Below are 20599 nucleotides of genomic sequence, written 5' to 3' on the forward strand. Positions count from 1 at the left end.
TTGGAAATTCCTGACTACAACGAAGCTTATTTCTTATTACGTTTTATTATGTTGTTAACACTAAATTTACTTATTCGCTGACGCTCAAAATTGGCAGTGATAGGCTCTGTATGATGTGTTAGCCATTGGAGTATTGCGTGCGAATTGTTGTCTGTTTATTGTTACTGATCAGCGCCCGGGTAATGGCGGTACCGGATTTTAGCGGCGAAGACGGTTACCGTCTTTGGCAGCGCTACGATGTCATCGATGCGGCCTTGCCGACGGCTACACTAAAGGTGGTTGGCCGCACCGAGACCCACAATATTATTCGCGATGAATTTCGCCGGGCGTTTGCTAACCGGGTAGGACAGTCGAGTGGTACCTTATTAGTACAAAAGATTACCCCCGAACTTCAGGCACGCTTCAACCTGCAGGCTGATGTTACTGCGCAACTCGGTGATGAAGGCTTTATTCTTAAGCGCCACGGTAACGATATCCTGATCACCGCAAAAACGGATATTGGTTTATTGTATGGCAGTTATCACCTGTTACGTCTGGTGTTTATTCAACAGCCGCTGGATTCGTTGTCGGTACTGCAAAACCCAAAAATTCAACGTCGCTTACTCAATCACTGGGACGATCTCGGCCGTCATACAGAGCGTGGTTATGCCGGTGAGTCGATTTTTGACTGGCATCGCCTGCCACTTGATAAAGACCAGCGTTATTACGATTACGCCAGAGCAAATGCGAGTATTGGTATCAATGGCATGGTGCCAATCAATGTTAACGCTAACGCCCTGATGCTCACCCCCATGTATTTGCAAAAGGTTAAAGCGCTGGCCGACATTGTGCGTCCTTATGGCATTAAAATGTACCTGTCCATCAAGTTCAGCTCACCGCAACAGCTGGACGGGCTGGATACCTCGGATCCCCTCGACCCGCAGGTACAAAAGTGGTGGAAACACAAAGCGGCGGAAATTTATCAGCTAATCCCTGACTTTGGTGGCTTTCTGGTGAAAGCCAACTCCGAAGGGCAGCCGGGCCCCGGCGATTACGGCCGCACTCATGCCCAGGGCGCGAATATGCTGGCTAGCGCATTAAAGCCCTATGGCGGCGTGGTGTTCTGGCGGGCTTTTGTGTATGCCAATGACCCGGCCAAAGAGCGCAGCCTGCAGGCTTATGATGAGTTTGTGCCATTGGACGGTAAATTTATGGACAACGTGATTGTGCAGGTGAAAAACGGCCCTATCGATTTTCAGCCGCGCGAGCCTTTCAGTCCGATGTTTGGTGCTACACCAGACACGCCGCTGGCCATGGAGTTGCAAATTACCCAGGAATACCTTGGCTTTTCTACTCACTTAGCCTATTTGGGCACCTTGTTTAAAGAGGCCATGGATGCTGATACTCACGTTAAAGGCCCGGGCTCAACCGTGGCTAAAGTGGTGGATGGTTCGTTGTATAACTATCAGCTTACCGGCATTGCAGGGGTAGCTAATACTGGTATGCAGCGTAACTGGACCGGTCATATCTTTGCTCAGTCTAACTGGTATGCATTCGGCCGTTTAGCCTGGGATCACACGTTAAGCGCGCAGCAGATCGCCAATGAGTGGATCAAGCAAACCCTTACCGTACAACCGCAGGCCGTCCGGCAGGTGGAAGCCATAATGATGCCCTCGCGGGAGTATGTAGTGGAATACATGACACCGCTTGGCCTGCATCACCTGATGGACTCCGGTCACCACTACGGGCCGGGTCCGTGGGTAGATAACCTCGGGCGGGCAGACTGGAATTCGGTGTACTACCATCGCGCTGATAAACAGGGAATTGGGCTGGACCGCACTGCTTCGGGCACGAATGCTATCAGCCAGTATGCGCCCTACTGGCAACAGAAACTTGCCAACCCGGACACTACACCGAAGGAGTTGTTGTTGTGGTTTCATCATTTGCCGTGGGATTACCAACTGGCGAATGGCGAGACCTTATGGAACGAACTGGTTGAATATTATTACCGCGGCGTAGATGGCGTCAGCGATATGCAACAGCGCTGGCAACAGGTAAAGCCCTACATTGATGCCAACCAGTTTCGTCAGGTTGAAATGGCTCTGAGCATACAATATCAGGAAGCGAAATGGTGGCGCGATGCCAGCGTACTGTATTTCCAGATGTTCTCTGAACGCCCTATACCTGCTGGTCTGCCACAACCTCAAGGCAGTCTGAAAGAGTTCCAGTCGCGCAAATTCCCTTACGCGCCGGGTCAGGGGTAAGCTTCACTCCTGACTGGCAAACTTCTAAGCGGTGATACGGGTAACCCTATCACCGTTTTTTTTATATTTGACATACGGTAAATCACATATATGATAAATTACATATGTGATTTACCGGATGTGTTGAATGATGCCATTACAACTTTTCAAATGCCTGTCGGATAACACCCGATTGCAGTCGGTGTTGCTGATAAGTCATCTTGAAGAAGCTTGTGTCTGCGATCTCATTGCAGCGCTTGAGCTTGACCAGCCCAAGGTATCCCGTCATCTGGCTGAACTGCGACGTTGCGGTATTTTGCAGGATGAACGGCGCGGTAAGTGGGTGTATTACCGGCTGCACCAGGATTTGCCTGAGTGGGCGCTGGATATTATCCGCCTGGCCGCTGAGAATAATCAGTCTTACTTTAGTTCCGCCATCGATAAACTTCATCAGTACCGGCAGCAAGGGCCGGGCTGTCAGTAACCACGCATTAAGCAAAGGTCATCATGAAAATTCTGTATATTTGTACCCATAATCGTTGCCGTAGCATCTTGTCTGAAGCCATCACTAACCATGTGGCCGGTGATAAAATCATTGCCAGGAGTGCCGGCAGCCAGCCATCCGGTGTGGTGCATCCGCTTTCTTTACAGTATCTCACTGAAGCCGGGATCCCTACTAAAGGTCTAACCAGTCAGTCATGGGATGAGTTTGAGAGCTTCGCGCCGGATGTAGTGGTAACCGTGTGTGATTCAGCAGCCGGCGAAACCTGCCCGGTGTGGTTCGGAAAGTCGGTCAAAGTGCATTGGGGACTGAGCGATCCTTCCAAAGTAGAAGGTAGCGACGAGCAAAAAGCAGCGGCTTTCCGCGCCTGCATCAGCGAAATCACTGAACGGGTGAATAAGCTGTTGCCGGTGGCAGAGAAAAGCGCGTTACCCGCCGAACTCAAAGCCGCGCTGACAGCACTGGGAGCGCAATAATGAGCGTCGAAGATACTTCACTGCCTAATATTGATGCGTCGCAACTGGATATTCCCAGCTTTGAAAAATGTCAGAGCGAAGTTGCCGCCGCCCATGCACCGCGTATATTGTTACTTTACGGTTCGTTACGTAAACGCTCCTTCAGCCGGCTGGTGGTGGAAGAGTGTGCGCGACTGCTCAGCCGGATGGGCGCAGAGGTTGAAATCTTTAATCCTGAGGGATTGCCGCAAACCGATACCGAAGATGAAAACCATCCAAAGGTGCAGGAGTTACGTTCGTTAATGATGTGGTCTGAAGGGCAGGTATGGTGTTCACCGGAACGGCACGGCTCCATGACCAGCGTATTTAAGAGTCAGATAGATTGGGTGCCGTTAAGTGTTGGCAGTGTGCGGCCCACTCAGGGCAAAACGTTGGCGGTGATGCAGGTGTGTGGCGGCTCGCAGTCGTTTAATGTAGTGAATCAACTGCGGGTACTTGGTCGCTGGATGCGGATGGTGACCATTCCAAATCAGTCCAGTGTGGCCAAGGCCTTTATGGAATTTGACGATAACGACAGAATGAAGCCTTCGCCCTATTACAATCGCATTGTCGATGTGATGGAAGAACTCATGAAATTTACCCTGCTGCTGCGCAGCAACAAGGACTATTTTGTTGACCGTTACTCCGAGCGCGTGGAGTCTGCGGAGAAACTCAGTGAGCGGGTCAACCAGCGGTCTATTTAAGGAGTCAGGTTATGGGATTGTTCGAACGTTATTTATCGGTATGGGTCGGGCTCGCTATTATTATCGGCATTGTGCTGGGTAGCCTGGCGCCGGGTATGTTTGCGGCAATAGCCAGTATTGAGTACGCCCACGTTAACCTGGTTATTGCGGTGCTTATCTGGCTGATGATCTACCCGATGATGGTGCAAATAGATTTTTCCTCATTAAAAGACGTGGGCAAAAAGCCTAAAGGTCTGGCGCTGACCCTGGTCATTAACTGGTTAATTAAACCGTTTACTATGGCGTTGCTGGGCTGGTTATTTTTCAAAGGACTATTTGCCGGCTGGGTCGACCCGCAAACAGCAACCGAATACATTGCCGGGATGATCCTGTTAGGCGTGGCGCCCTGTACGGCCATGGTGTTTGTGTGGAGTCAGCTAACCAAAGGGGATGCGAACTACACCCTGGTACAGGTGTCGATTAACGACGTTATTATGATTTTCGCCTTTGCGCCAATCGCCGGCATGCTGCTTGGCGTAACCGATATCACCGTGCCCTGGGATACCTTATTTTTGTCGGTGGTGTTGTACGTATTAATCCCGCTGGTGGCTGGCGCCATAACCCGTAAAAAGCTCGACAAGGGCGATGACCACGCCCGCCTGAACCAGTTTCTGGCGACCATGAAGCCCTGGTCCATCATTGGTTTACTGGCTACCGTGGTGTTGCTGTTTGGCTTTCAGTCAGACACTATTCTGGATAAGCCACAGGCCATTGTGTTAATTGCTATCCCGCTGTTAATACAGACCTATGGTATTTTTGCCATTGCTTATTTTATTGCCAGGCAGCTTAAACTGCCCCATAACGTGGCCGCCCCGGCGTGCATGATCGGCACGTCTAACTTCTTTGAGCTGGCGGTTGCGGTAGCCATTTCGTTATTCGGCCTGCATTCTGGTGCCGCACTGGCTACCGTTGTGGGCGTCTTGGTGGAAGTGCCGGTGATGTTGTCGTTAGTCTGGTTTGCCAACCGCACCCGTCATTGGTTTGTATAAAAGGGGCGCATAGCCCCTCCTCAGAAGCTAAATACCTGCACGCTGTCTACGTATAGGTCGATGCGACTAACCGTCCCGCCGATAACATAAATATCGTTACCCAGGGTTGTACTGGCAGCATGGCGACGAGGAAGCAGGGGAAGATTCGCATTGCTCCAAAACCCTGTATCAAAGTTATAGCGCAGGGTTTGCTCCAGCTCGTCGTAATTACCAAACGTGTAGAGATTATTCTTGATAATTGTCATGCAATGGGCGCTGGTTTCAATCGGCAAGGAAGTGAGTTCGCGCCATTGTGATGAGCCGGGCATAAACTCGTAAAAGGTTTTGAATTGTTTTCTGCCGTTAAAGCCACCGGCTAAATAAATGGCGTTATTATAAATAACAGCCTCGCTGGCAAAGGCTACCGGCATATCGTCTGACTCGGTCCACTGATGTGTCCTGGTGTCATACACACTCACCCACGCGACATGTTTAAGTCCTTTGCGCAGGCCGGCGCCCGCAGTAGCGCCGCCGAATACGTAAATCTTATCGTCTAAATACACTGCGGTGTTCATTCGGGTGGCACGGATATGCGATGGGGCTTGGGTGACTTCGTGGGTGCGGGTGTTAAATACTTCAACAGCCGATTGCAGGAAGGGACGTCGGCCCTCCAGACTCATACCGCCAATGATATAAACCGACTCTTTGCCGTCCCACACGGCGCTGAAATAGCGTCTTGGGATAAGTTTGTTTTTGAGTATTTGTGACTTTTGGGTTTGCGGATCGATAATCTCGATATCGCCGGAAAAGCCACTACTGGTTGTGCCGCCAAAGACGTAGATCTTCTCGCCATCGTTGGCAACGGAATGCCCATAACGGGCTTCGCTAAGCGTAAACTCTTGAGCCTCGATAACGGGATTGCCAGTTGGATTGCCAATTGGTTCACCGGGTGGTGTGACGCTGCACCCTGTAATAAAAAGTAAAACTATGAATAAAATACGAAATTTAATCGTCAGATGGACAAGCATAACTCTACATCCTTATAAATGCTTTAGAGTGTTATTAAATAAGCTTTATGTTGCATTGTCTATAAAGATGACCGTACTTGTACTCATTTATGTCTCTTAACGGACTAGTTGAGTCGCCTCAATAAATAATGGTAAATAATGGGGTCAGAGAACATTATTTAATGTTCTCTGACCCCATTATTTTTGCGTGCATGAAATTTCCAGCCAGATTTCACCCTTATTTTACCCGGGTAATATTGATTTAATGTTGAGCAATTGCTATTTTTACCCCGGTAAAATTAATCAGGAAAAAAATCATGAGTAGCACGTATATCGCGATACATAATAAATCGCTGATCGCTCAGGGGGAGTTGCCAGCGGTTATTCGCGAAGCACTAAGGCAGTTCCCGGAAGCCGAATCTTATTTATACAATCTGGACAATGGCAAGCGCGTGGACATCGACTGGCGCGGCGATGCCGAAGAGGTGATTAAGCGTCTGCCTGCTGCACTGGTGCCGCCTGCTAAAAAACGCGGCCGTCCTAAGCTTGGCGTGATCTCAAAAGAAGTCACCTTACTCCCAGAGCACTGGGAGTGGTTGTCGGTACAACGAGGAGGCGCCTCTACGACTTTGCGCCGCCTGATTGACTCGGCCATGAGCAGCATGACACCGGCGCAGGAACGACGCATTAAGCAGGACCAACTGTACAGCATGATGCGTGTATTTGAGGATGAAGCCGGCTTTGAGGCAGCCTCCCGGGCACTTTATCGCCTCGACGAAGCGGCTTTTACGCAGGCGACAGGCAATTGGCCCGAGGCGCTGCAGGCAATATATCAGGACAAGTTTAACCGCTTGCTAAGTATAGGAAATGACTCCCATGACGGCACAAACTAGCCACAACCCTTACGTTAGCCCGCCGCTTACGCGGGTATTTTTGAAAACCGCGTTGCCGATCATTCTGATGATGGTAGTGAGTGGTTCGCTGAATCTGGTAGACGCCTATTTTATCGGTGTCTTTGTGGGGGCCGATGCGTTGGCGGCGGTGACCGCGATGTTTCCATTGTTTATGGTGCTGATTGCATTGTCGACCTGGATTGCCAGTGGTTTTGCCAGTGTGATGGCCCGCCTTAGCGGTGCGGGTAAGCACGATGAAGCGCGCAACGCTTATGCTCAGGCCCTTACGCTGGCGCTGGTGATCAGCGTTATACTGTTGACGGTATTCAGCCTGACCGGTCAGGCGTTGGCGCTGGCCAGTACCAATGGTAATCAGACGCAGGCAGCAATGAGTTTTACCTACATGAGTATCATCATGTTCGGCGCGCCGCTGATATTTTGGCTGGAAGTCGCCTCAGACAGTCTGCGTAGTGAGGGGCATATCGGTTTTATCGCGCTGGTTTCACTGTTAACCACTGTGGGTAACGGCGTGATGAATTATGTCTTTATCGTGCTGCTGGAACTGGGTGTGGCCGGTTCTTCCTATGGCACCATAGCCGCGCAAATCATTGCTCTGTGTGCGGTGTGGGGCTTTCGCCGCAGCGCTAAAAACCGTCTCGGGCTACCATTTTTTGCTTTAACGACGGTGCGCAACCGATGGCGTGAGTTTTTGTCACTGGGCGCACCATCAAGCCTGACTTACGTGGGCGTGGCACTTACATCGGGAGCGATTTTGTTTAGTTTGCAGCAGTGGTTGCCCGACAGCTACGAAGTTACAGTTAGCGCCTATGGCGTGATCACCCGGGTAATGACCTTTATTTATTTGCCATTACTAGGGCTAGGCCTGGCCATGCAAAGTATTGTGGGCAACAACGTTGGCGCCGAACAATATCAGCGGTCTAATCGCAGTTTGTGTATTGCTGTGGGTGTAGCCCTGCTTTACGGCGTGGTAACCGAAGCGTTGCTGTGGTGGCTGCGCGCCGATATCGGCCTGCTATTTGTTGATGATCCGGCAGTAACCAGTGAAATAGCCAGATTGCTGCCTGTGGTGAGCCTTGCGTTATTCCTGCTGGGTCCGATAATGCTGATCAGCTTTTATTTTCAAAGTATCGGTGATGCCAGACGGGCGGGCATATTAAGTATTGCCAAAACCTATCTTTTTGCCCTGCCATTAATATTTGTATTGCCGTTAATGTGGGGAGAATGGGGAATATGGTATGCCGGGCCTGCGGCTGAGTTTCTTGCCCTGTTACTCACCGGCGGCATATTGTACCAACGTGCTATACAGGGCAATCATCGCTTTGGTTTATTGTATAAGGTGAATAACGAGACACCAATAGTTAACAGTGAGGCGATATGAGCAAAGATAATGAAACTTACCAGCAGGGTCTGAAAATACGGCGTGAGGTAATGGGCGATGCCCATGTTAACCGGGCTATGAATAACGCCTCTGAATTCAGCCAGCCACTGCAGGATATGGTGATCCGTAACGCCTGGGGCGAAACCTGGGTGCGCGACGGTATTAATAAGCAAACCCGCAGCCTGGTAACCATTGCCACGCTGGCAGCGCTGAAAGCCTATACAGAATTAAAAGGACACGTGCGCGGCGCACTACGCAACGGCTGCAGCGTGGCGGAAATTCAGGAAGTCTTGCTACACTCTGCCGTGTATTGTGGCATGCCAGCCGGGATTGAGGCGTTTCGCGCTGCCGAAGAAGCTATTGAGGTCTGGCAGGCTGAAAATGAATAGTGGGTATCGAGAGCTGTTGGTTTAATGGACTTAGACTCGGTCGTTATCTTGTTTTCGGCAAGAATGTCAAGGCGCAGTATCCCGTGTCTAAATCTGCAACTACAGTGATATCTATAAACTAAATAAAAGCAGTGCCTAAAGGAACTTAACAATGCTAACCGCCGCCGCCAAACCTTTTGTCAATCTGGTTGAAAAATACCTTCCCGATCCTTTCGTTTTTGTTTTAGCGTTAACCCTTTTGGTTATGGGGTCGGCAGTGGTGGTACAAAAACAACCGGTCACCCTGGTTATAGAATACTGGGGGGGAGGGTTTTGGAGTCTGCTAACATTCTCCATGCAAATGTTATTAGTTCTGGTGTCAGGCCATATGCTGGCTAGCACTGTGGTGGTGAAGAAGGCACTGAATAACCTTGCTCGTCTGGCTGCCACGCCCGGTAAAGCCATTATCCTGGTAACGCTGATATCCATGTTGGCAAGCTGGCTTAACTGGGGATTTGGCCTGGTGGTTGGAGCCTTATTTGCCAAAGCTATTGCGCGGCGAATTGAAGTGGATTATCGCTTACTGGTTGCCAGTGCCTACTCGGGCTTTGTCGTGTGGCATGGCGGGCTTGCCGGCTCGGTTCCTTTGACCATTGCGACTACGGGCCATTTTACTGAAGATCTGATTGGTGTTATCGGCACCAGCGACACCATATTTTCGCCATTGAATTTAATATTACTGGCGATCATGGTTGTGATCATGCCGGCCGTAAACAGAGCAATGATGCCAGCACAAAATGATTGCGTTTTTGTTGTTCCTAAGCGACTGGAGGAGGCTTTTCCGTCGCAACCTTCTGCTCAGTTGCGCCCGGCAGAGAAGTTTGAGCGCAACCCGTTACTTGCCATACTGGCAGGCGTAGCGGGCATAGCTTACCTTGCCTTATATTTTAGTGATGGCGGCACGCTTAACCTGAATATTATTAATTTTTTATTCTTATTTCTGGCTATCATATTACATGGCACACCTGACCGCCTGCTGTACAGCCTGCACCAGGCCATTCAGGGCGCAGGAGGTATTGTATTACAGTTTCCATTCTACGCAGGGATTATGGCTGTGATGGTTCAGTCGGGCCTGGCCACGGATTTATCCGAATGGCTAATTAGTGCTGCAACTGCCAATACTTTGGCGCTTTACAGCTTTTTAAGTGCAGGAATTGTTAATGTATTAATTCCGTCTGGTGGCGGCCAGTGGGCGGTCCAGGCACCGGTTGTGCTGCCGGCCGCAATCGAACTGGGCGCCGACGTTAGCAAGGTGGCCATGGCGGTTGCCTGGGGTGATGCCTGGACAAACCTTATTCAGCCCTTCTGGGCACTGCCAGTGCTGGCGATTGCGGGGTTAAAAGCCAAAGACATCATGGGCTTTTGTCTTGTACAGTTGATTATCACGGGTATCATCATCAGCACAGCGCTAATGATATTATAACTCGGTTATCTGCGGGTGATAGATTTAAGCTCTTTACGGGCCATTCCTGAAAGTCTTCATGTAACTTGCAGTGCCCGCTATCTTAAAGCAAGATATAACCACTTCTTACTTTGAGTCTTTGTATCAATGCAGCAACCCATTTTCATTATTGGTACGCAGCGTTCCGGCACCACGCTTTTAACCAGAATGTTGTCGGCACATCCCGGCTTATTTATTCAGAATGAAATGGGTACCTACGGTGTTTTTGATAAACCTTACACTACTGAAGTTTTGCACTCCAGAATAACCGGACGGCTGCGGGACCGGTACTCCGTTAATGTTAATTCCTTGGAGTCGGAAGGTGTTTTGTGGGGCTGGAAAGACCCGATGTTAACGCCACACCTGGATGAATTGGCTGAGCATTATCCGGATAGCAAATTTATCGTGATAATTCGTGACCCACGAGCTGTGGTTGCCTCTTATATTGATAATGCCTGGGGACTGGGTACTACGCCTTATACCGGCGCTTTACGCTGGCATGACGAAGTCACCACACAACTGGATTTTTGCCGGGCTCATCAACATCGCTGCTTATGGTTTACCTACGAAAATCTGATAGAAAACAATCAACAGGCATTATCCAGAATTTGCGAATTTCTGGACGTAGACTTCGATCAGAGCATGCTTGAGTATTATAAAAAACCATTGGAATTTGGTCAGAACCGTTCCAATATGAATACCCAAAAACCTATAGAAAAGTCGAGCTTATCCAAGTGGAAAGCGGCATTTTCACCCCGCCAGGTAGGCATCATAAATAACGTGTGCAAGGACGTAATGACCGAGCTCGATTACACTGATATGGCGGACCTTAATACCCGTATCGGTGGTCTGGAAAAAAGCTACTACGAATTACACCAAAAAGTCATGGGCGAGTTGCAACTGCAGTATCAGTTACGCAAGGCGCGCCGCAACAGGAAAAAGTAGCTACAAAGCTGCCGCTATCAAAGATATTAATAGGTGACTTGGCCGTCTACTCCCGTCAGTAGCAAATAATATTGTGAAAAACAGTGTATTCAGAGCGTGCTTTGTAGGTATGCGGTTGATCAGCGAAGAATCGCAGGCTTTGGCCGGCCTGTAGCTCATGCCAGGTATTATCGAAATACACCGACAGTTCGCCATTTAACACATGCACATGTTCGATTACGCCGGTCGCGTGAGGATCGGATTGTTGTTCATGAAAATTAAGCAGGCTGACTTCCATCACTTCCATTCGCGTGTCATCACGATACGGAAAAATGGCTTTAACCTTCATGTTCGGATCTTCCGGAAAGTTTTCGTCGCTGGTTCTCTCGTCTGAGCTGGTCGCAAAGAAGGCCGAGAAGGACGCATTTAAACCACTGGCGATTTTCCACAAAGTCGAAATTGTCGGGCTGGATTCCTGCCGTTCAATCTGTCCCAGCATAGCCTTGGAAACCCCGGTTAAGCGGGCTACCGAGTCCAGACTCAGGCCCTGGGCTTTACGTAATGCTTTTAGGTGTTGTGCGATATGTTGTTTGAATTCTTGTTCTGCCATAACGAAATAATTATTTGTGCGCTATAACGCACAGTGGTATGGTGAATTATCGCCGTGCAGTATAACGCACAACTGGCGTCAGGTCTGATAAATGTTACAAAGAGCAGTAAGGCCAGCACGGGCGGCGCAGTGAGCATCAGTCATTTTTTGGGAAACAGGTTTATGAAGTCATTGATCAGTAACTTTGAGCGTTACCCGCTTACTTTTGGGGTCACGCCTATCGAGTATTTGCCACGTCTGAGTGAGGCGCTTGGCGGTAAGGTTGATATCTATGCCAAGCGTGAGGATTGTAACTCGGGCTTGGCGCTGGGCGGCAACAAGCTCAGAAAGCTTGAGTACATTGTTCCGGACGCACTGGCCAGTGGCGCCGATACGCTGGTGTCAATTGGCGGGGTACAGTCTAATCATACCCGCATGGTTGCCGCGACGGCAGCGAAGATTGGCATGAAGTGTGTGGTGGTTCAGGAAAAATGGGTGCCACACTATGACGCGGTTTACGACCGGGTCGGTAATATCCAGTTGACCCGCTTAATGGGCGCCGATAGCCGCCTGGTGGATGACGGCTTTGATATTGGTATAAGAGACAGCTGGCAGAAAGCCATTCAGTCGGTCGAAGACGCTGGCGGTAAGCCTTATGCGATCCCGGCTGGCGCCTCGGTACATAAATACGGCGCGCTGGGTTACATTGGTTTTGCCGAAGAAGTTATCGCTCAGGAAAAAGAACTGGGCTTTAAGTTTGACTATATTGTAGTCTGCGTTGTGACCGGTTCTACCCAGGGCGGCATGATTGTGGGTTTCGCCAACCATGACCGTGCCGATACTGTAATTGGTATTGATGCGTCGGGTACCGTTGAGCAAACCCGTGAGCAGGTGACCAGTATTGTGAATAAAACGGCAGAGTTGGTAGGTTTAGGCCGAGAGGTACGAGAGGATGAAATCGTCATCAACCCGGATTACGCTTATCCTGCTTACGGTGTGCCTTCTGAGGAAACTAACGAAGCTATTCGACTGGCGGCGAAGACTGAAGCGATGATCACCGATCCGGTGTATGAAGGAAAGTCTATGCAGGGTCTTATCGACCTGACGAAAAAAGGCTTCTTCCCGGAAGGCTCCAAAGTGCTTTACGCCCACCTTGGCGGTGCGCCGGCACTGAACGGCTACAGCTATCACTATAAAGATGGTTGACAAGAAAGACCATTAGATTGATTAGAGGCGGCACTTACAGTTTTCGCCTCTAATAAAAAGCAGGCACTATCCGATACATCTGGCAACGGAACTTCTGGCGACAATGGTGGGCAGGTATTTATAGGTAACGTCCGTATCCGGTTGTTTACCCTGCGCGTAGTCCAGCGCCAGACTGGCCGCCTGGGATGCCATTAATTCAATAGGATAGTTCATGGTGGTTAACTTTGGGCGACAGAATTGTGCCTGTAGCACATCGTCGAAACCCATCACAGAAACGTCTTTCGGCACTTCAAGGTTGTGGTCATATAATGTATTGATGGCACCGGCAGCCATGGCGTCGTTGTAGGCCAGAATTGCCGTAAAGCGGGCGCCGGACGCAAGCAACTGGCGCATTGCGATTTCACCGCCTTCCTGGTTGGGGGCGGCATGGACTATCTGCGAATCGTTTAACTCAATTCCCCATTCTGAGAGGGATTCTGTGATCCCCTGCTCTCGCCCTTCGCGGTCTTCAATGGCGAAATCACTGCTGATAACTGCAATTTTACGGTGACCAAATTTGAGTACATACTCGGCCATTATTCGCCCGCCGGCGACATTGTCCAGCCATACACAGCGATGTTTGATAGCGTCAATATAACGGTTGATCAGCACAAAACCGGGGGCCTGTTTGGATAGCTCAATCAGGGTGTCGTCATCAAGAAATTTGGCGTGCACCACCATGGCTTTTACCCGGTGATTCAGCAATGTCTCGATTGCCTTTAGCTCGGTATCTGCCTGCACGGAGCCAGAGCTCATTAACAGTTGCGTGTTGGCTTTACGTGCCGCTTTTTCAATGGCATCGGCATAGGTGGCAAAAAATGGATCCATGAGTTCTGCCAGCACCAGCCCCAGGGAGGTGCTTTTTTGGGTGACCAGTGCCCGTGCGTTAATGTTGGGCCGATAGCCCATTTTGTCCATCACCGCTTTTACATGCTCACGGGTTTTCGGGCCCACCTTCGGACCATTATTGATTACCCGTGAAACGGTGGCAGGGGAAACGTTTGCTGCTTCGGCAATATCCTTGATGGTTATCATTTATCTTCCGTTACTAAAGGGGTGTACGGCATTTTTTCTTGTTAGCGTCATGATGAGGGTAATTTTAAAATGCTGCAAGGGAAACACGTTTCCCTGTTATCCCTAACGCCTGTCAGTCCGTTACCATAGTACTCTTGAGGGCTGACGTTTTGGATTAGTTTTTGTATTGTATCCAGGTCTTGATTTTACTTTACTTTCGCTCGAAACAGGCATAAATTCGCCGCCAATTCTAGCCCTGAAGTTTCTACTACCTCATTCTTAGGTAGCGCAGTTTTTCTTATGGATTCTAATATGCTCGATGTTGCATCTGGCAATAAGTCCGGCAGCCCGCTTGTGCCTGTTTTAGGATTGTCTTTCTTTGCGGTGGCTTCCGGCTTTTTAATGAGCCTAATCCCCTTGTCGCTCAAAGCCAATGGTTTGCCAGCGGATTTAGCACCATGGCTGGCTTCCATCTTTTATCTGGGCCTGTTGATTGGTGCTTTTACCATTCAGAGAATAGTGGCGGTAACTGGTCACCGGATTGCCTTTGTTATATTTCTTCTGTTACTCACACTTACCGTTGCTGTGCAGGTGGTCTGGGCTGGAGAAGTTACCTGGCTGGCAGCGCGGCTGGTTGCAGGGATCGCTGTAGCCGGCGTATTTGTGGTGGTGGAATCCTGGTTACTGATGACCGATACCGCCAAAGCCAGAGCTAAACGTTTGGGGCTGTATATGACTTCATTGTATGGTGGCACCGCGGTAGGTCAACTGGCTATCAAGCCGTTAGGTATCGACGGCGCTTTGCCTTATTTAGTGGTAATTGGCTTGCTGCTTGTGGCAGCGATGGTGCCCTTGCTGGTTAGATCCGGCCAGCCCAATCAGCACCAGTGCGAACCGCTGCGCCTAAAAGAGTTAAAAGTACTTAGTCGGCCTGCGATAATGGGCTGCCTGGTATCAGGATTAGTGCTTGGCCCCGTATACGGCCTTATGCCGTTGTACATCGCGCAAACGGATTATGCGCCCAAGACCGGGTTGCTGATGGCGGTGATTATTCTTGGCGGTATGCTGGTGCAACCCTTGGTAAGCTATTTATCGCCCCGTTGCAGCAAACGTTTACTGATGGCCGGCTTTTGCGCTATGGGTGGATTAAGCGTAATGGGCATTGCCTGGGCCGCTGAGCTCTCTGTCATTATGGGCTGCTATTTGTTGCTGGGTGCGTGCAGCTTTGCTCTTTACCCGGTGGCAATTGCACTGGCTTGTGATGGTTTGCCGGTTACTAAAATTGTCGCTGCTACCGAATTTATGCTGCTGAGTTATAGTATTGGCTCGGTAGCGGGCCCGTTATTGGCAGCGAATACCGGCATTACCAGTCAGGGCCTGCCGGTGTATCTGGCAGTGTGTTTAATCGCTACCAGTTTGTATATGTTGCTCAGCAGCAACCGTCGGGTACCCGCTAACGATCCCCCGGTTGCCAATTTGTGAATACGGGATCAGGAAATGATAATGCGTTTCCAGGCCAGTAAAGAGCCATCGGTATTCTGCGCAAGATTGAAAAGCTCATCGTCATCCCCGTCGAAAACCGTATCGCGGCTATTGTGAGTGTCGGGTTCGCCACGATTTAGGTAGTCGGGATGCGTTGAACAAATGGCATCAACGAAATCGTCATCAAAACCAAACTGAGAGATAAGCTGATCGCTATTGTTGTTTTTGACTCTGAAATGAATATGAATAGACCGGCTGCTGTACCAGCCCGGGAAACAGCTGTAAAAATTCACTCTGCCGCTGGCGTCGGTGACGGCAATACCGCGAAACCATTTTGCAGCCAGAGCGGCGCTGTCGTTACCGGTACAGAAAGACGAATTAAAGCCATTGCCGTCGACACTGTCGCTGCTATCACCTGAATAGATCCCGTCAACATCGCAGTGCCATACCTCGATTTCATAACCTGACAGCGGATTGCAGTTGCTATCAACCAGTTGCAGGCACAGCATCATTGGCAGTCCGGTTTGTTGCTCCGAAATATCATCGCGATAATCACTGTCAAAATAGCAGGGGCCTTCGGTCAGTGACTCTGTGAGCTCAACCGCGCAACTGCTCCCGGCATCGAACAAGCTGTCATCAGGAAATGATTCCGTTATCGAAACCGTTCCGCCGGATGCCCAGTCTGTGGTGGTTTCAACGCTGCCACCACTGCTGGAAGAGCCACCGGTATTGCTGCCCGAGGAGGATGCGGTTGTCGCTAAGTCGGCAGAAGGAGAGGTGCTGCTACTGTTGCAGCCCATAAAGAAAAACGTGGGCGCCAGAATGGTGATACCCGCCGCTGATTTCACCAGCATTCGGCGGCGCTGAAGATTTGTTGTCATAGCAAAAGTCCATAGAGTTAACGTACTCAATGGACCTGAAAATCTTGTTGTTATTGCAGGCTTTGCATAACTTTGCATTGCTTAGCGTTAACCTACATTCGCGGCAATCTCCATGAATATAGGAGCCTAGAATTCGTCGATGTTGTCCTGTAATTGTTTATCATCGGTGCTTGCCGCGAGCTTAAGGTGCTGTTTTACCGCATCAGTTGCGCTGGTAAGACGGTAGAGCTGGGCCAGCCGAAAGTGTGCCCATTGCTCAGATGGCAGGCCTGTGTCAGCCGGTACGGCCTCGACATACGCCAGCAATGCTTCGATACCTTGCTGGACGGACTGCTTACTAAATACCGCGTTGCGGCCTATCTGGTACAGGGCACTTAGCTTAAAGTGTGCTTCTTCGTCGTCAATAGGGGCGTTGGTAGCTTGGGTGAATTGCGCCAGCGCTTGCTCGTATTGCTCCTGTTGCTGTAGTGCCAGACCATGCTGGTAATAGAACTCGGCATGGCCGGGGTAGCGTTGTTGGGCGCTGGTCATGGTCTCCGTGTAGGCCTTATCGTCGTCGGTCTGACGGTAGTAATTTAATTTGGCGCGCATGCCTGCCTGTTCATCGAGTGCCGCAATATCGTTTACCTGTTGCCAGGCCAGCTCCGTGTCGCCTCCGGCAATGCCCGGCGCGCCCAGATAAAACATCATCAGGCCAAACTTATAATCGGTGTTCTGTGGTTCGAGTAGGGCCGCCTGTTTAAAGCAATCGAGGGATTTACCGGCATAGCTGAGGGCGGAGAAAATTGACTGGCTGGCCTGAATACCCATCACCTGGCCACACAAAAACTGCACATCGGCGCGTTTGGGGGCTAGTTCGAGCGCTTCTTCAATTTTATCTTCAGCATCGTCGATGTCAGAGCCCAGCAAGGTTTGCGCCTGCTCCAGTAAGGTATCAATCTTATCTGCTGGTGTATCGGCGAGGGTTAAATTAGTCGTCAATATGCCGCCGGCTAGCAGCAAAAGGGTGAGTTTACGTGGCATCAGTTATATTCCCTGTCGTGTTAATCGGACTCAGGGTACTGTTTAGCCTGGGTTGGTAAACAGTGCCAAAAGTCACTTTCCGTTTAAAAATGCCTAGCTTCAGACCTGACTGCTGAAATTGAGTTCAGAATCGGCCTAGAAAAACTCTATATCGTTATCAACAAACTGTTTTGCTGAGCGCTCGAGAATATTGGTCTGGTTCCGGCCATTTGATTTTGAAAGGTACAGCGCTTCGTCTGCAACTTCGATCATCAGCGGCACGGCTTGTTCTGTATTGATTGGCGTACAACCAATACTCACGGTAACGTTACCTGAGGGAAACTCATAATTCTCAACTGCCAGGCGGAATCGTTCCAGCACCGCCAGCGCCCCGTTTTCATCGGTTTGGTTAATGATCACCAGAAACTCTTCACCACCATAGCGGAACAAAAAGTCGGAATGGCGGAAGGTGGTGCGCATAATGTTCGCGAAGTGGATTAATACCTCGTCGCCGTACAGGTGACCAAATTTATCGTTTATGGTTTTGAAATGGTCAATATCGAGCAGTGCGATATAGGAATTGAGTTCGTTGTTGGCATTATTGCGATAAAAGTCGAGCACCTGTTCAAACGTGCTGCTGAGGGTCTGGCGGTTGTTCAGACGGGTAAGAATATCCCGTTCCTTGGTATCGAACAGACGAATCTGATGATCGTAAATCTTCGCCAGACCGCGCACCACCTCCAGGTTGTATTCGTCCACAACCCCTTTTATCAACACCAGCTTTTCAGGCGGTTCGCCGCGATTGACGTAAATATAAATGTACTCCTGCCGGTCACAGGTCAGGAAAGACACACCGGTTTCACCATGCAGGCTGATGTCACGCACGATATCGGTGAACTCGTCTTTGAAGTCTTCTGCCAGCGACAGGGGGAATTTGCGAATGAGTGGCTCTGGCGTCCGTTCGTCACGGTAGTTCCGGCCCAGAATTTCGTAGGAAGAGACCTTTTCGATGGTGTCGATTTCAAGCAATGTATTCATTAGCACGACATTCAGATCGTGAAATGTTTTGGCTTCCAGTAATCTGGAAGACAGTTCAAAAGCTCTGGTGAGGTCTGGAAAGGTCATCTGATTTTTATTATCGCTTTAGTCTGCGAAGCAACATCTTTAGTGTTTAATGTCGGCTGCGCTATTGTTAGGGTGATACAAACTGAATTAACGGGGCTGTTTATTCTGTTGACCTGAATATTATCTGCTAGCTTACCGCAATAGCGACTCCGGCATCCAGACTAAAATAGTATAAGTTGGCGAAAAAGTGTGTCAAATTAACCTTTTGAGAGCTTTTTGTTAAAAACTTATAGTAAACAGTGATTTACTTTTTTCTATGTGAGTATTTTAGTTGGTTAATGAGTGGCTGGCGCTGCTCTCTTTGTGTGGTGTCGCAGAATAAGTTTCTTAGAAAGTTGAATCCCCCGGTGTCAGTGATTATTCTTCCCGCATATCCGTTTATTTTGAGGTTAGCCAATGTGTGAATTGCTCGGCATGAGTGCCAATACGCCCACTGATTTGTGTTTTAGCTTTACCGGGCTAACGCGCCGTGGTGGAGGAACCGGGCCGCACAAGGATGGTTGGGGAGTCGCTTTCTATGAAGGTAAAGGCGTTCGGTTATTTCACGATCCTGAGCCGTGTGCCACCTCACCCATCGCTGAGTTTGTTGGCAAACTGCCGATTAAGAGTAAAACCGCTATCTGTCATATTCGTCAGGCCAATGTAGGCAATATTAACCTGGCCAATACCCATCCTTTTGTTCGTGAACTATGGGGGCGCAACTGGGTATTTGCGCACAATGGCCAGATCCCGGGCTTTTTCCGGCGGGTAGGTATGTACGAAGCCATTGGTGATACCGATAGTGAAGAGCTGTTCTGCGACATCATGAACCAGGTGCGTCATAGTCTGCCCCGGGATGCCATGCCTGAACAACTCACCCAGGTTTTGGTTGGGCTGGCCCAGGAGTATGCGCGCCAGGGAGTGTTCAACTGCTTGCTGAGCAACGGCGACTGGTTGTTTACCTTTTGCAGTACCAAGCTGGCCAGTATTACCCGGCGTGCGCCGTTTGGTCCTGCCTGTCTGAAAGACGTGGAAGTAGAGATTGATTTTGCGGCAGAAACCACGCCAAAAGATGTGGTCAGTGTGATTGCCACCGAACCACTTACCAGTGACGAGCAATGGGATGTTTACGAACGTGGCGAATGGCGTTTGTGGCAGCTTGGTGAGGTAGTTGCCAGTGGCAAAGTTGAGGTGCCGGTGCATTCCACAGAGGCGGCGCTGACCAGCCCCAAAAATATGCCCAGCGATTGTGAACCCCGGCCCGGACAAAGATGAAGCAAGAGTGTTATAAATCGTTACAAATTTAGAGCTTACCTGGTCAGCTTAATAGGGTAGTGTGAAAATCACACAATTATAAGCAGACGGAAAGGCCATGCTCTCAATCACTCAACTTACCAAAACCTACTCTAACGGCGTACGTGCGCTGGACGGTATCAATCTTAATATTCCCAAGGGGATGTTTGGCCTGTTAGGGCCAAACGGCGCAGGTAAATCTTCTTTAATGCGAACCATCGCCACCCTGCAGGCGCCCGACCAGGGCAGTATTGTCTTCGACGGTACCGATGTCATTGCTCAACCGAATGAGCTGCGGCAGCGATTAGGTTATCTGCCACAGGATTTTGGCGTATATCCGCGGATCAGCGCCGAACGTCTGCTCGATCATCTGGCCGTCCTCAAGGGCTTAAACAATAAAGCCGAGCGTAAAGAAGCAGTAGAAGGTTTGTTGGTACACACTAATCTCTGGCAGCACAGAGATAAGGCCGTTAGTGGTTATTCGGGGGGGATGCGTCAGCGGTTTGGTATAGCCCAGGCATTACTGGGTGACCCGGATTTGATTATTGTGGATGAGCCCACCGCCGGTTTGGATCCGGAGGAGCGCAACCGCTTTCATAACCTGTTGGTGAGTCTGGGGGAAGAAAAGGTGATTATCCTTTCTACCCATATTGTTGATGATGTGTCTGAGCTGTGCCCTAACATGGCGGTACTTGGCCAAGGGCAAATCCTCCTTGAAGGAAACCCCATTGAATTAACATATCAGCTTAAAGGCCGGATCTGGTGTAAGCAGGTTAGTCAGGAAGAGCTTAAGGAAATTGAACAACAGTACAGCCTGATCTCTTCGCGGCTGATTGCCGGTAAACATGTGGTGCATATTATGGCCGATGACGCGCCCGAAGGCTTTGAGGCGGCGCCGGCGAATCTTGAGGACGTGTACTTCTCCACCCTTTATGAATCACGTAAAAAATCAGCCCAGGCCGCATAAG

20 protein-coding genes are annotated in these 20599 nt (G+C 49.9%); 14 read left to right on the forward strand and 6 right to left on the reverse strand.

Annotation, left to right across the window (positions count from 1 at the left end; translation table 11 throughout):
• The first annotated feature begins 137 nt into the window (after window positions 1-137).
• The 5 genes from AC566Q_RS00630 to arsB all read left to right on the forward strand — a co-directional run bounded on the left by AC566Q_RS00630 (window position 138) and on the right by arsB (window position 4950).
• Window positions 138-2243 (forward strand): alpha-glucuronidase family glycosyl hydrolase, encoded by a 2106-nt coding sequence (locus AC566Q_RS00630; protein WP_499612699.1) that lies wholly within the window; start codon window positions 138-140, stop codon window positions 2241-2243.
• A gap of 127 nt (window positions 2244-2370) precedes the next feature.
• Window positions 2371-2706 carry a metalloregulator ArsR/SmtB family transcription factor gene (locus AC566Q_RS00635; RefSeq protein WP_499612701.1) on the forward strand — a complete coding sequence of 112 codons (336 nt, stop codon included), beginning with the start codon at window positions 2371-2373 and terminating at the stop codon, window positions 2704-2706.
• Window positions 2707-2729: 23 nt separating this feature from the next.
• Window positions 2730-3200 (forward strand): arsenate reductase ArsC, encoded by a 471-nt coding sequence (locus AC566Q_RS00640; protein WP_499612702.1) that lies wholly within the window; start codon window positions 2730-2732, stop codon window positions 3198-3200.
• On the forward strand, window positions 3200-3922 hold the full coding sequence (gene arsH / locus AC566Q_RS00645) for an arsenical resistance protein ArsH (protein ID WP_499612704.1): 723 nt from the start codon (window positions 3200-3202) through the stop codon (window positions 3920-3922). The genes AC566Q_RS00640 and arsH overlap by 1 nt, the downstream gene beginning before the upstream one ends.
• Before the next feature lie 11 nt (window positions 3923-3933).
• Entirely contained in the window at window positions 3934-4950 is a 1017-nt protein-coding gene (arsB, locus tag AC566Q_RS00650) for an ACR3 family arsenite efflux transporter (protein ID WP_499612706.1), read from the forward strand.
• A gap of 20 nt (window positions 4951-4970) precedes the next feature.
• Here the strand turns inward: arsB and AC566Q_RS00655 are convergent, their stop codons facing one another.
• Window positions 4971-5957: a Kelch repeat-containing protein gene (locus AC566Q_RS00655; RefSeq protein ID WP_499612708.1), complete on the reverse strand. Its 987-nt coding sequence runs from the start codon at window positions 5955-5957 to the stop codon at window positions 4971-4973.
• A gap of 296 nt (window positions 5958-6253) precedes the next feature.
• On the opposite strand from AC566Q_RS00655, the gene AC566Q_RS00660 reads away from it, so the two are divergent.
• The 5 genes from AC566Q_RS00660 to AC566Q_RS00680 all read left to right on the forward strand — a co-directional run bounded on the left by AC566Q_RS00660 (window position 6254) and on the right by AC566Q_RS00680 (window position 11042).
• Window positions 6254-6829 (forward strand): DUF2239 family protein, encoded by a 576-nt coding sequence (locus AC566Q_RS00660; RefSeq protein ID WP_499612710.1) that lies wholly within the window; start codon window positions 6254-6256, stop codon window positions 6827-6829.
• Window positions 6813-8228 carry an MATE family efflux transporter gene (locus tag AC566Q_RS00665; protein ID WP_499612712.1) on the forward strand — a complete coding sequence of 472 codons (1416 nt, stop codon included), beginning with the start codon at window positions 6813-6815 and terminating at the stop codon, window positions 8226-8228. Before AC566Q_RS00660 ends, AC566Q_RS00665 begins: the two co-directional genes overlap by 17 nt.
• Window positions 8225-8617, forward strand: coding sequence for a carboxymuconolactone decarboxylase family protein (locus tag AC566Q_RS00670; protein WP_499612714.1), 393 nt, complete (start codon window positions 8225-8227; stop codon window positions 8615-8617). The genes AC566Q_RS00665 and AC566Q_RS00670 overlap by 4 nt, the downstream gene beginning before the upstream one ends.
• Before the next feature lie 151 nt (window positions 8618-8768).
• Window positions 8769-10079: a short-chain fatty acid transporter gene (locus AC566Q_RS00675; protein WP_499612716.1), complete on the forward strand. Its 1311-nt coding sequence runs from the start codon at window positions 8769-8771 to the stop codon at window positions 10077-10079.
• Window positions 10080-10205: 126 nt separating this feature from the next.
• Window positions 10206-11042, forward strand: a complete 837-nt coding sequence (locus tag AC566Q_RS00680; protein ID WP_499612718.1) for a sulfotransferase family protein — start codon at window positions 10206-10208, stop codon at window positions 11040-11042.
• A gap of 55 nt (window positions 11043-11097) precedes the next feature.
• Here the strand turns inward: AC566Q_RS00680 and AC566Q_RS00685 are convergent, their stop codons facing one another.
• Window positions 11098-11631, reverse strand: coding sequence for a helix-turn-helix domain-containing protein (locus AC566Q_RS00685; RefSeq protein ID WP_499612720.1), 534 nt, complete (start codon window positions 11629-11631; stop codon window positions 11098-11100).
• Window positions 11632-11793: 162 nt separating this feature from the next.
• Between AC566Q_RS00685 and AC566Q_RS00690 the strand changes: the two genes are divergently transcribed.
• On the forward strand, window positions 11794-12816 hold the full coding sequence (locus AC566Q_RS00690; protein WP_123325323.1) for a 1-aminocyclopropane-1-carboxylate deaminase: 1023 nt from the start codon (window positions 11794-11796) through the stop codon (window positions 12814-12816).
• Between the two features lie 66 nt (window positions 12817-12882).
• Here the strand turns inward: AC566Q_RS00690 and AC566Q_RS00695 are convergent, their stop codons facing one another.
• A complete protein-coding gene (locus AC566Q_RS00695) occupies window positions 12883-13890 on the reverse strand; it encodes a LacI family DNA-binding transcriptional regulator (RefSeq protein ID WP_105933377.1) in 1008 nt (335 codons plus the stop codon).
• Window positions 13891-14181: 291 nt separating this feature from the next.
• Here AC566Q_RS00695 and AC566Q_RS00700 point away from each other — a divergent pair, with 291 nt between their 5' ends.
• On the forward strand, window positions 14182-15351 hold the full coding sequence (locus tag AC566Q_RS00700) for an MFS transporter (RefSeq protein WP_105933376.1): 1170 nt from the start codon (window positions 14182-14184) through the stop codon (window positions 15349-15351).
• An 8-nt stretch (window positions 15352-15359) separates the two neighbouring features.
• Here AC566Q_RS00700 and AC566Q_RS00705 read toward each other — a convergent pair whose 3' ends face one another.
• From AC566Q_RS00705 to AC566Q_RS00715, 3 genes are all read right to left on the reverse strand, one after another.
• Window positions 15360-16232, reverse strand: coding sequence for a dioxygenase family protein (locus AC566Q_RS00705; RefSeq protein WP_105933375.1), 873 nt, complete (start codon window positions 16230-16232; stop codon window positions 15360-15362).
• A gap of 126 nt (window positions 16233-16358) precedes the next feature.
• Window positions 16359-17255, reverse strand: a complete 897-nt coding sequence (locus AC566Q_RS00710; protein WP_105933374.1) for a tetratricopeptide repeat protein — start codon at window positions 17253-17255, stop codon at window positions 16359-16361.
• A 135-nt stretch (window positions 17256-17390) separates the two neighbouring features.
• Window positions 17391-18359, reverse strand: coding sequence for a GGDEF domain-containing protein (locus AC566Q_RS00715; protein ID WP_105933373.1), 969 nt, complete (start codon window positions 18357-18359; stop codon window positions 17391-17393).
• A 396-nt stretch (window positions 18360-18755) separates the two neighbouring features.
• On the opposite strand from AC566Q_RS00715, the gene AC566Q_RS00720 reads away from it, so the two are divergent.
• Complete coding sequence (locus tag AC566Q_RS00720; RefSeq protein WP_105933372.1) at window positions 18756-19613, forward strand: class II glutamine amidotransferase; 858 nt, start codon at window positions 18756-18758, stop codon at window positions 19611-19613.
• A gap of 97 nt (window positions 19614-19710) precedes the next feature.
• On the forward strand, window positions 19711-20598 hold the full coding sequence (locus AC566Q_RS00725) for an ABC transporter ATP-binding protein (RefSeq protein WP_105933371.1): 888 nt from the start codon (window positions 19711-19713) through the stop codon (window positions 20596-20598).
• The last annotated feature ends 1 nt before the right edge of the window (window position 20599 follow it).

Source organism: Alteromonas sp. H02 (assembly GCF_059682525.1).